This is a genomic window from Saccharomonospora iraqiensis subsp. iraqiensis (assembly GCF_000430445.1).
Lineage (GTDB): Bacteria > Actinomycetota > Actinomycetes > Mycobacteriales > Pseudonocardiaceae > Saccharomonospora > Saccharomonospora iraqiensis.
Map to the genome: position 1 here is coordinate 184,250 of NZ_KE387084.1, position 11,188 is coordinate 195,437.

Sequence of the window (11,188 nt, forward strand, 5' to 3'; positions counted from 1 at the left end):
TACGCCGTGCTGGAGGAGCTGGCCGGACTGCTGGGCGGTGCGGTCGGCTGTTCGCGGGTGGCCACGAACAACGGCTGGCGGCCGCACTCCGACCAGGTCGGACTGACCGGGACGAAGGTGGCCTGCGACCTCTACCTGGCCTGCGGCATCAGCGGCGCCACCCAGCACTGGGTGGGCTGCATGGACTCCCGCACCATCCTCGCGGTGAACACCGACCCGGAGGCCCCGATGGTGTCCCGGGCCGACTACGCGGTCATCGGGGACGTGCACGAGGTGCTGCCCGCGGTGGTGGCCGAACTCCGGGCCCGACGGGAGCAGCGGGCCGGGCAGGAGGAGGAGCGGGTGCTCACCCGCGGGTGAGTACGCCGGGGTTCACGAGCGGTCGGCGCTGCTCTTCCTCCGGCGGCCGACCAGGGACTCGGCGACACCGATCAGCAGCACCGCCGCGATGACCGCGATGATGAACCCCAGCACGTTCAGCTCGAAGATGTCGCCGGTGCCCAGCAGGTTCGCCACGGTACCGCCGATCACCGACCCGACCAGGCCCAGCAGCAGCGTGGCCAGGATGCCGAGGTCCTGCTTGCCGGGTTTGATCAGACGCGCCAACGCGCCGATGATCAGACCCGCCACGATGAACCCGATCATGGTTGTCGTCCTTCCTGTCGGTGACGCGGTGTCCCGCCGCCGGGTATCCCGCGCACGGGGGAGTGAAACGGTACGGGGTCCCGCCGCTCCCGGCACGGCGGGGCCCGTTCCCGTGGGCCGACGGCTCACCGGCGGCGCAGCGTCCGCCCGAAGGCGGCGATGATCGTCGTCGCCAGGACCCAGCCGGCCACGGTGAGCACCAGCATGACCGCCTTGGACCATCCGAGCACGTCCCAGGCGGTGGCGTGGCCGAGGTCGACGACGGGGACGAGGACGTCGAGGGCGTACAGGAACGGGTCCCAGGTGGGATGTTCGTCGACCCGGACCGGGCAGGGTCCCGGGACCGCCGTGCCGGACCGCAGACACGGGCCCGTCCCCCACGCGAACGCCACGGCGCCGGACGACCAGGCGAGCGGGAAACGTCGAGGCGGTCGTAGGTGCACCCGGCGAGGTCGAGGAAGTCGTGGGCGTACGACCACGCCCGGACCCGGTCCCGCAGGGCCAACCGCGCGTGGGAGAGGTCCACGCGCCCGGTCGGCGCCCGTGCGGGCAGAAAGATCAGTGTCGACGCCGTCAGTTCGGCGGCGTCGAGCGCGAGGTCCCGGTCGTCGAGCACCGTGTCGTCGAGCCCGACGTCCCCGTGCACGGTGGTCGTCGCCAGCCTGATCGTGCGGGTGCTCCGCGTGCGGGAGAGCGACAGGTGGCGGCCGACCGTGGTCCCGCCGAGGTCGAGCGACATGGGCGGGTCCGTCGGATCGGTCCTGCCGCCGGCGAGGACGCAGTCGGTGAGGGTGACCACCTGGGCGATGTGGGAGTACGCCACACGCACCGCCCCGTCCACGGTCGCCACCGTCATCGTGAGCTCTTGCCGACCGACAGTGCCGAAACCTCCAGCGCCATCCGGCGCCCCTGCTGATCGGCCGGAACGCCCCTGCCCGGGGTTCCCGAACGGCGCGGGAGGCTCCCGGTGTGAGCGGCGACTCGTCGGCCCGGAACGGGCGGTTCGCCCGTGTTAAGGTCCGCACCGATCGTGACCGTGCTCTGATTGGAGTGTGCGGATGCCGGACGACGGCCGGGTGCCGGTACTCGTCGGGGTCGGACAGGTGCGGGGCAATACCGCCCGCGCGCCGGAGGCGGCGCGGGAACCTCTCGCGCTGGCCGAGGACGCCGCCCGCGCCGCGGGGGCCGATTCGGGTGCCCCCGCCCTGCTGAGCGAGGCCGACTCGGTGCTGGCGATCAAGAGCAGCAGCTGGGCCTACGACGACCTGCCCACCCTGCTCGCACGGCGTCTGCACGCCTCACCGAAGCATCGCGCGACCACGACCGTGGGTGGGCACTGGCCCGCGGCGCTGCTCGACGAGGCGGCCGCCGGGATCGCGTCCGGGGACTCCCGCGTCGCGCTGCTGGTCGGCGCGGAGGCACAGGCATCGGTGTCCGCCCTGGCCCGGGCCGGGCTGGACCCCGGGGCCGACCACGGCTGGACCCGGGAGCCGGGCGGACCGCCGTCGTTCGAACCCGACGAGCTCGGCAGCACCGCCATGCAGTCCGCCGGGCTGGTGATGCCCACCCGAGTCTATCCGTTGTTCGAGAACCGCCTGCGCTACCGGACCGGGCAGAGCCCGGCCGCCAACACCGCGGCCTCGGCCCGGATGTACGCGGCGTTCACCGAGGTCGCCGCCCGGAACCCGGCGGCGTGGAACCCGACCGTCCGCAGCGCGGAGGACATCGCCACCGTCGGCCCGGCGAACCGGATGGTGTGCGAGCCGTACCCGCTGGCCATGAACGCCATGCCGCACGTGGACCAGGCCGCGGCGGTGCTGGTCACCTCGCTGGCCACGGCGCGGGAGTACGGGATCTCCGAGGACCGGATCGTGTATGTCCGGGGTGGCGCGGGCGCGCACGACTCCGGGGACATCCTCGACCGGCCGGACTTCTCCCGCTCGGCGGCGCTGGAGACGGCGCTGCGGCGGTGCCTGACGCAGGGCGGGGTGTCGGCGCGCGAACTCGACGTCCTGGACGTCTACAGCTGCTTCCCGGTGGTGCCGAAACTGGTGGTGGAGGCCCTCGGGCTGCCCGCCGACAGCGTGCCCACCGTGACGGGCGGACACTCCGCGTTCGGTGGCCCGCTGAGCAGTTACAGCCTGCACGCCACCGTGGCGGTGGCCACCCGGCTGCGGGCGGGGGCGGCCACCGGGCTGGTTCACGCCAACGGCGGGTACCTCACCGCCCAGCACGCGGTGCTGCTGTCCCGGGCCCCGCACCCGGACGGCTACGTCGGCGATCCCGATCCGGTCTCCACCTCCTCGGCCGACTCCGCACCGCCGAAGGGGCCGGTGCCCGACGGTGAGGTCGTCGTCGAGACGGCCACGGTCGAGTACGGCAAGGACGGCGCGCCCTCCCAGGGCTTCCTCATCGGGCGGACCGGGGACGGCACCCGCGTGGTGGGCCAGACCGCCCCGGGGGACGCCGCGAGCGCGCAGGCCCTGTCGGTGGCCTCCGGCACCGAGGTCGTCGGCCGCACGGTGCGCGTGTCCGCGGGCGAGGCGTTCCTCGAGGTCGCGCCCGCCGGCTGAGTCCCGGGTCCACGCGGGAACTCACCGCCACGGAGCGTCGACTCGCGGTTCCGGAGCGTCGACTCGCGGTCCCGGAGCGGCAACTCGCGGGCAGGGAGTGGCGACTCGCGGTCAGGTCGGGGGGAGGCGGGCCTCGTGGGGGGAGCGGTCGGGGCGCAGGCCCCGCCAGGACGGGTGCCGCAGCCTGCCGTCGGCGGTCCACTGGCGGTGCTCCACCTCGCCGACCAGCTGGGGTTCGACCCAGTGCGCCCGACGGGCACGGTCCCGGGGCACCGGGGTGCCGAACGGGCTGGACGGACGGTGCAGCGGGGCCAGTCGTTCGCGCATCTCGTCGAGGGCGGTGTCGCTGAAGCCGGTGCCCACGTGGCCGACGTAGTGCAGTGTCCCGGTGTCGTCGTAGGCGCCGAGCAGCAGCGCGCCCAGCGTTCCCGCCCGGCGGCCCTCGCCGGGCACCCACCCGCCCGGCACGACCTCCTGGGTCAGGCGCAGGGCGGTCTTGATCCAGCTCCGGGACCGGGTCCCGGGACTGTAGGTCGACGAGCGCCGTTTCGCGACGATGCCCTCCAGGCCGTGGTCGGCGGCGACCTCCAGCAGTTCCGCGCCGGACACGTCCACGTAGTTGTCCGGCGTGCGCACGACCGGGGGCGCCGACAGTCCGAGTTCCCGCAGCCGCTGCCGGCGCCGGTCGTACGGTTCGGGGCACAGGTCCCGGTCGTCGACGGCGAGGAGGTCGAACACGTAGTAGGCGACCGGGGTCTCGCGCAGCAGCCGCGCGGTGGGGCGGTGGACGTGCATGCGCGCCTGGAGCCTGCCGAAGTCCGGTCGTCCCCGCTCGTCCAGGGCGACGATCTCGCCGTCGAGCAGCACCGTGTGCGAGGTGAGTTCGGTCAGGGTGTGCAGTTCGGGATAGGACTCGGTGATCACCCGCCGGTTCCGGGAGTGGGCGACGACCCCACCGTCCGCCACGGCGACGGTCGCGCGGACCCCGTCCCACTTCCATTCGAAGGCCCAGTCCGGTCCGTCCGGGGGTTCGCCGGACACGGCGAGCATGGGCGGCGGTGGTGTGGGGGGCGTGCGGGCACCGGGACCGTCCTCGGTGGCCGCCACGGGTCAGAGCACGGACTGGTAGATCCGTGCGTACCGTTCGGCCATCATCGCCACGTCGAACCGCAGCTCGGCCTCGGCACGGCAGTCGTGCGGCGAGATCCGGTCCACCTCGCCGATCGCCTGCGCGAGTTCACCGACGTCGTTGCACACGTAGCCGGTGCGGTCGTGGGTGATGACCTCGGGGATCGAACCACGCCGGAAGCCGAGGACCGGGGTCCCGCAGGCCATCGCCTCCACCATGACGATCCCGAACGGTTCCTCCCAGCACACCGGGAACAGCAGGCACCGCGCCGCCTGGAGCAGTTCGACCTTGCGGGCACGGTCGGCCTCGCCGAGCCATTCGATGTCCGGCCCGAGCAGCGGGGCGACCTCCCGGTCGAAGTAGACCTTCTCCTCCGGTTCCCGGCACTTCGCCGCGATCTTCAACCGGATGCCCGCCTCCCGCGCGGCGGCGATCGCCTGCGGGATGCCCTTCTCCGGGCACGCGCGGCCGAGGAACAGCGCGAAGTCCTCCTTGTCCGCCCGGAACGGGAAGCGGTCCACACTCACAGCATTGTGGACGGTGCCGACCCAGTTCAGGTCCGGCGCCAGGCGGCGCTGGGCGTCGGAGACGGCGACCAGGTGGACGCTGTCGCCGAGCCCGCGGTAGTAGCGCCCCATCTCGCCGGTGACGGGTCCGTGGGCGGTCACGACGGTGGGCAGGGTGCGTCCGCGCGCCATGAGCGGTCCGGCGAGGCTGTGGTCGTGGACGAGATCGGCGTCGAGTTTGTCGATGATTTCGGTCAGCGCCGCGGCGTGGGCGACCTCGGGCAGAACCTGCCCGAGCCGGTCCTCGTTCGCGTGTTCGCAGGTCGGCACGAAATCCGCCGGGGTCCCGTTGGTCCCGACGCCGATCAACGTGATTTCGGTTCCCTGCAGGGAGAGTTGTTCGATCAGGTCGCTGCACATCGCTTCGATGCCACCGTAGGCGGTGGGCGGGAGGTCGAACCACGGAGGTGCGACCATCGCGATCTCGAGTGGACTCATGTTCGCCCAATTCCCCCGCCGACCGCGGGCGAAACAGCGCGCCCGGAATGTACTACGTCCTAATGAACGTTTCCCCGGACCAATTCCACGTCCTCCGGGAGATGTCCCACCCGGACCCAGCTTCCGCGCGCCTCGATGGAAATGCGACCACCGGTCAACGGAACGTCGTCGATTAGTAACGTTCCGAATGATTCCGGGAGTTCCGGGGCGATCCGCAATTCCCGTCGGTGCATACCCGGTTGCACCCGGAGCAGGGTGCGCAACAGGTGTACCGGCGCCGCCGAGGACCACGCCTGCGGCGAACACGACGTCGGGTAGGGCACCGGGGTGCTGTACTCGTCGCGGTCGAACCCGCACATCAGCTCGGGCAACCGCCCGTCGAACGCCTCGGCCGCGTCGAGCACGGCGGTGGCGACGCGCTGGGCGTGCGCGACGAAGCCGTAGCGCATCAGCCCGGCCGCGACGAGCGCGTTGTCGTGCGGCCACACCGAGCCGTTGTGGTAGCTCATCGGGTTGTAGGCGCCCATCTCCGACGACAGCGTCCGCACGCCCCACCCCGTGAACATGGCCGGGGACAGCAGGCCGTCGGCGACCGAACCGGCACGGTCGGTGTCGATGATCCCGGTCCACAGGCAGTGCCCGATGTTGGAGGTGACGGAGTCGATGGGGCGTTTGTCGGCGTCCAGGCCGAGCGCGTACCGGCCGGGCCCGGGCATCCAGAAGACGTCGTTGAACCGTTGTTTCAGGTCGGCGGCGCGGTCGGACCAGTACCGGGCGGTGTCGTGGTCGTCGAAGTACTCCGCCAGGCACGCCCGTGCCCGGAACGCGGCGTAGACATAGCCCTGCACCTCGCACAGTGCGATGGGGGACCGGGCGATCTCGCCGTCGGCGAAGTTCACGCCGTCCCACGAGTCCTTCCACCCCTGGTTGGCCAGACCGGCGTCGGTGGCGCGGTGGTACTCGACGAACCCGTCGCCGTCGCGGTCGCCGTAGGTGTCGATCCACTCCAGCGCACGGTCGGCGTGGCCGAGCAACGCCCGCACGTTCTCCGCGCCGATGCCCCACCGGGCCAGTTCCCCGAGCAGGAGCACGAACAGCGGTGTCGCGTCGACGGTGCCGAAGTAGATGTGACTGCCGCCGAGTGCCAGGGAGGCGTCCGCGCCGAACCGGACCTCGTGCAGGATGCGGCCGGGCTCCTCCTCGCTGTCCGGATCCACCCGGGTCCCCTGGTGCCGGGCCAGCGTCTGCACGGTGCCCAGGGCCAGGGTCGGGTCGATGGCGAGCGACATCAACGAGGCCAGCAGCGAGTCCCGGCCGAACAGCGCCATGAACCACGGTGCCCCCGCGGCGATGGCGACGTCCTCCGGGTTCTCCGGGTCGAAGATGCGCAGCGCCCCCAGGTCCTCCCGGCTGCGTTGCAGGGTGCGGGCGAGGGCGCGGTCGCCCGAGTGCCGCAGGACGGGGCTCTCCTCGCGCCAGCGCCGGGTGAGCACCGCGGGCCGGGAGTGCTCGACCGGACGCTCGCGGGGGAACAGCGGGGTGACCGCGGCACCGTTGACGGTCGGCAGCGCGGTGACCGAGCCGTACCATTCCTCCCCGGCGGGCAACGAGACACGGAAGGTGATGCGGTCGCGGCTGTACTCGGCGCCCTCACCCACGAGGGTCTCGCCGGTGATCCGCACCCCGCGGCTGTGCGCGCCGATGTAGCGGGTGAGGTACAGACCGGTGCCCGCGACCTCGACGGCGTGGTGGCCGGTGTCGTTGATGTGGCCCTTCTTCACCTCGAACACGTCGGCGAAGTCGGCGGCCACGCGCACGGTGACGGTGCAGGCGACGCGCCCGCGGCCGTAGTTGCGGAGGATGAAGTCCTCCCGCATGCCCCCGCCGATGTAGCGCTCCCGGCGCACGAGCAGGCTGCTCTCCCCCTCGCCCTCACCGGAGTGGGCACGGCCGACGAACCGGGCGTAGAACGGCTCCGGGGTCTGCACCGTGATGGGTTCGACGGGGTGGCCGTCGATGCGCAGGTTCCATCCGGACAGGATGCGGGTGTCCTGGTAGAAGGCCCCCTGCGCGGGGGAGCCGCGCAGTTCGCCGTCGTCGTCACAGACGCAGAACGACGTCCCGTGGACGAGGGTCACCGTCATGCCCGACCTCCTGGTGTCCGCGCTCGCGTGTCCGGCGGACGCCGCCCGCCGGGGTCCGGCCATGCGACGGTGGGCCCACCGGAGCGGAACGACCCGGGCCGGGCCGGCTCAGTGGGTGTCCCGCGGCCCGCTCTGCCACTCGTACACGCCCCCACCGAGGGCGTAGGAGAGATGGCCGCCGAGCGCGCCGCCCGCCGCGACCGCGGTCAGGCCGAGCAGGGCCCACACGACACCCGCCCCGTGGGCACCGCCGACCCGGTGGCGGTGCGACGTAAGGTAGCACGTCTGGGCGGTGAGGTTGGCCACGAAGTGGAGCACTCCGACGCGCCGTTGCGGCGTCGTGAGCCGCGAGAACTCGGCCAGTCCGGTGACATTGGTGATCGGGCTGGCCAGCAGCCCGATCGCCACGAGCCTGCGGGCGGCGTCGCGGTGTCCGATCGCGTCGAAGGCGGACGCGCACACCCAGGCTCCGAGGGGCAGGGTCACCACGAGGGGGTGCACCGGGTGGCCGAGCCAGGAGCCGCGCAGCACACGGTCGGTGGTGGTGCCCTCCAGCATCCGGCGCAGCCGGCGGGCGAGGATCTCGGCGGGCCGGTCGAGCCCGGTCACCGACTCGGATCGGCGCAACAGTCGGTCCAGCATCCGGGAGGGCTACCCGGTTCCGGGACGGTGAACCGGGAACGGTCCGGGGTGGCACGAACGGGTGGTTCGGACCCGTTCGTGACGGATACGTCCCGTTCCCCGAACCGGGTGTCCTCGCCGTGTCCGTGATCGCGGTGAGTGCGGTGCCCAATGTGCCGGCCGAGCGCCCGGGGCGGCCTACGACGCCGCCCCGTGGGACGGCGGGGACTGTTCGGGGCAGGTGTCGAGGAGGTCGGCGGCGAGGGCCCGGGCCGTGGGTTCGAGTTCGGCGTTGAGTCGCCGGAACAGGTGCTGTGCCTGCTCGGCGGGCCAGTCGTCGGGCAGGTGTTCCCGCGGCAGCCGCGGATCGGTCCGCACGATGCGCAGCCAGTCGGTCTGCAGCAGCAGGTGCCGGGCGAGGGTGTCCGGGGTCCGCCGCCGCGGGTCGTCGGTGGACCAGTGCGCCATGAAGCGCCGGTACCGGGCGGCCAGGGAGTCGAGGTCCCAGGCGTCGTGGACGAGTTCGGCCACGTCGGTCGGGGGCAGGGCGCGGGCCTGGAACACCTTGACGTGGTCGGCGGCGTCCAGTCCGCGCAGCAGTGGTTCGACCGGGACGGTCGACGGGGCGATCCACAGTCCGCCCTGCAGACTCCCGAACCCGGCCCACAGCAGCCGGGAGCGCAGCAGGTGCCGCTGTCGTTGCCAGGACTCGGGCATGGAGAAGCCGAGCAGGGTCCAGGTGCCGTCCCAGTGGGTGTTGACCGCGCCGATCCGCCAGATCCGGGTCTCCCCGTCGCGCAGGATGGCCTTCGACCGCCCGGTCAGTCCGAGGTAGACCCGGCGCCCCCGGCGGTCGCGGTCCAGCAGGTCGCGGCGGGCCATCCGACTGAGCGTGGAGCGGGTGGCGTGCTCGGAGACGCCGAGCCTGCCGAGGACGTCGAGCACGCTGCCGGTGGCGACGCGGATCCCGCGGCCGAAGACGTGGATCCCGAAGAAGGCCAGCAGCAGGGTCTGCGGCCGTCGCGTGGCCGTGTCGTCCCGGTCGGCCGCTGCGCCGACGTCGGCGAGTTCGTCGGTGTCGTCGGGGTGGGGGAGGCCGCCGCCGTCCGGGAGGCCGCCGCCGTCGGGGAGATCGTCGCTGTCGGGGAGATCGGGCTCGGTACGCACACCGTCATCGTAGGCGGAACGACTTTGGTCAGTTTGTTGACTAGCGTGACGATGCTGCTTAGTTTTGCCGGGTGCGGTGGCGCGTCCGCACGACAGGCAGTCTCGACGGAGAGGCAGGACGGTGGCATGACACAGGGCGGTGACGGGACCCGGTCCCCGGAACGGTCGGCGCACTCGGCCACGCAGCTCAGACGGGCGGTGTTGTCCAGCTACCTGGGCAGTGTGATCGAGTACTACGACTTCCTCCTCTACGCGACCGCGTCGGCGGTGGTGTTCAGCCAGGTGTTCTTCGCGAACCTGGATCCGCTGGTCGGCACGATCGCCAGTCTCGGCACCTTCACCACGGGGTATCTCGCCCGTCCGCTCGGCGGGGTGATCTTCGGGCACTTCGGTGACCGGCTCGGCCGCAAGCAGATGCTGGTCATCACCATGACGATGATGGGTGTGGCCAGCACCCTCATCGGGTTGTTGCCGACCCCGGGGCAGATCGGGGCGTGGGCGCCGGTGCTGCTGGTGTTGCTGCGCGTCGTACAGGGGATCGCGGTCGGCGGGGAATGGGGCGGTGCGGTCCTCATGTCGGCCGAGCACGCGAAGACCCGCCGCGGGTTGTGGGCCAGTTTCACGAACGCGGGCGCGCCGAGCGGCATGGTGCTTTCGACGGTGATGCTGACCCTGACCAACGCCCTGACCACCGAGGACGAGTTCCTCGCCTGGGGCTGGCGGGTGCCGTTCCTGCTCAGTGTCGTGCTGCTCGCGGTGGGCCTGTTCGTGCGGATGAAGGTCACCGAGACCCCGGTGTTCGCGACGGCGGAGCAGCAGGCGACGACCGGGAAGGCGGCCGGGAAGGCCGCGGGGGCGGAGAAGCCCCCGTTCGTGCAGGTGCTGCGCAACCACCCGCGGAACCTGGCGCTCGCGGTCGGGGTCGGCTTCTCCGCGTTCGTCGCCCAGGGGACGCTGACGACCTACCTGATCGCCTACGCGGTGGGGGAGGGCTTCGCGCGGCAGACGGTGCTCAACGCGCTGACGGTGTCCTCGGTGGGCGCGATCGCGGGCATCATCGGTTTCTCGGCGCTGTCCGACCGGGTGGGCAGGCGTCCGGTCGTGCTCTCCGGCGCGGTGACCATGGCCGTGCTCGGATTCGTGCTGTTCCCGCTGGTGGACACCGGGTCCGCGGTGCTGCTGACGGTGGCGGTGGTGCTGGGGCAGTCGGTGGTGCACCCGGCGATGTACGGCCCGCTCGCGGCGTTGTACACCGAGATGTTCGGCACCCGCGCCCGCTACACGGGGGCCTCCCTCGGCTATCAGATGGCCGGGCTCGGTGCCGGCGTGGCGCCGCCCGTCTTCGCGGCGGCCAGTGCCGTGGGCACGGTACTGACCTCGACGTTGATCGCGGCCTGCTGCGTGCTCACGGTCGTGTGCATCCTGATCACGAAGGAGAGCCACCGCAACGACCTGGCCCACGAGCCGGAGGACGGCGGCCGCGGGAGGACACGCACCAGCCCGCAAAATGTATAACGACCTATACGCCACGGGTCTGTTTCCGGCCGGTGCGGGAGTATGCACCCTTCGTACCGGGTAGCCACGATCACCACAGTGGTGTCGGCATCGACGGCCGAGGAGGAACTCACACGATGGGGTTACAGGATGTCTGGATCGCGACGCTCAGTGACGGTCTGATCCGCGCCGATCACGTGACGGGCATCGAGAGTCACCAGACTCCCGCACTGACCGGGAAACCGTCCCGGTGGCTGGTCGACGTCACGCTCGCCGTCCCGGCGGGCAGCGGCAGCGGCGACGGGTGGGAGGTGTCGCAGCTGCACCGGACACTCGCCCAGACCGACGTCCGCCCGGACGCGGCGCCGGAGGCGCTGGCGCGCAGGCTGGACGAGCTACGCCGCCGGGACG

General features: G+C 72.1%; 11 protein-coding genes. 4 read left to right on the plus strand and 7 right to left on the minus strand.

The window, feature by feature from the left end:
* Positions 1-360 (plus strand): electron transfer flavoprotein subunit alpha/FixB family protein (locus tag ACTIR_RS0110675; protein WP_026454273.1); only part of this gene is annotated, 360 nt, incomplete at its 5' end.
* A gap of 12 nt (positions 361-372) precedes the next feature.
* On the opposite strand, the gene ACTIR_RS0110680 is transcribed toward ACTIR_RS0110675, so the two are convergent.
* Both ACTIR_RS0110680 and ACTIR_RS27495 read right to left on the minus strand, forming a co-directional pair.
* Entirely contained in the window at positions 373-645 is a 273-nt protein-coding gene (locus tag ACTIR_RS0110680) for a GlsB/YeaQ/YmgE family stress response membrane protein (RefSeq protein WP_026454274.1), read from the minus strand.
* A 125-nt stretch (positions 646-770) separates the two neighbouring features.
* Positions 771-1,037 carry a hypothetical protein gene (locus ACTIR_RS27495; protein WP_026454275.1) on the minus strand — a complete coding sequence of 89 codons (267 nt, stop codon included), beginning with the start codon at positions 1,035-1,037 and terminating at the stop codon, positions 771-773.
* A 666-nt stretch (positions 1,038-1,703) separates the two neighbouring features.
* On the opposite strand from ACTIR_RS27495, the gene ACTIR_RS0110690 reads away from it, so the two are divergent.
* A complete protein-coding gene (locus ACTIR_RS0110690) occupies positions 1,704-3,218 on the plus strand; it encodes a hypothetical protein (protein ID WP_026454276.1) in 1,515 nt (504 codons plus the stop codon).
* A 111-nt stretch (positions 3,219-3,329) separates the two neighbouring features.
* Here the strand turns inward: ACTIR_RS0110690 and ligD are convergent, their stop codons facing one another.
* From ligD to ACTIR_RS0110715, 5 genes are all read right to left on the minus strand, one after another.
* Positions 3,330-4,268 carry a non-homologous end-joining DNA ligase gene (gene ligD / locus ACTIR_RS0110695; RefSeq protein WP_026454277.1) on the minus strand — a complete coding sequence of 313 codons (939 nt, stop codon included), beginning with the start codon at positions 4,266-4,268 and terminating at the stop codon, positions 3,330-3,332.
* 60 nt (positions 4,269-4,328) lie between these two features.
* Entirely contained in the window at positions 4,329-5,351 is a 1,023-nt protein-coding gene (locus ACTIR_RS0110700; protein WP_026454278.1) for a glycosyltransferase family 4 protein, read from the minus strand.
* Positions 5,352-5,410: 59 nt separating this feature from the next.
* Positions 5,411-7,495, minus strand: a complete 2,085-nt coding sequence (locus tag ACTIR_RS0110705) for an amylo-alpha-1,6-glucosidase (RefSeq protein ID WP_026454279.1) — start codon at positions 7,493-7,495, stop codon at positions 5,411-5,413.
* A gap of 108 nt (positions 7,496-7,603) precedes the next feature.
* Positions 7,604-8,137, minus strand: a complete 534-nt coding sequence (locus ACTIR_RS0110710) for a DUF2231 domain-containing protein (RefSeq protein WP_026454280.1) — start codon at positions 8,135-8,137, stop codon at positions 7,604-7,606.
* A gap of 177 nt (positions 8,138-8,314) precedes the next feature.
* Positions 8,315-9,283, minus strand: coding sequence for a PaaX family transcriptional regulator (locus ACTIR_RS0110715; protein ID WP_026454281.1), 969 nt, complete (start codon positions 9,281-9,283; stop codon positions 8,315-8,317).
* A 126-nt stretch (positions 9,284-9,409) separates the two neighbouring features.
* Here ACTIR_RS0110715 and ACTIR_RS0110720 point away from each other — a divergent pair, with 126 nt between their 5' ends.
* Positions 9,410-10,798: an MFS transporter gene (locus ACTIR_RS0110720; protein WP_026454282.1), complete on the plus strand. Its 1,389-nt coding sequence runs from the start codon at positions 9,410-9,412 to the stop codon at positions 10,796-10,798.
* A 116-nt stretch (positions 10,799-10,914) separates the two neighbouring features.
* A partial coding sequence (locus ACTIR_RS26540; RefSeq protein ID WP_065388565.1) for a hypothetical protein occupies positions 10,915-11,188 on the plus strand: 274 nt, incomplete at its 3' end.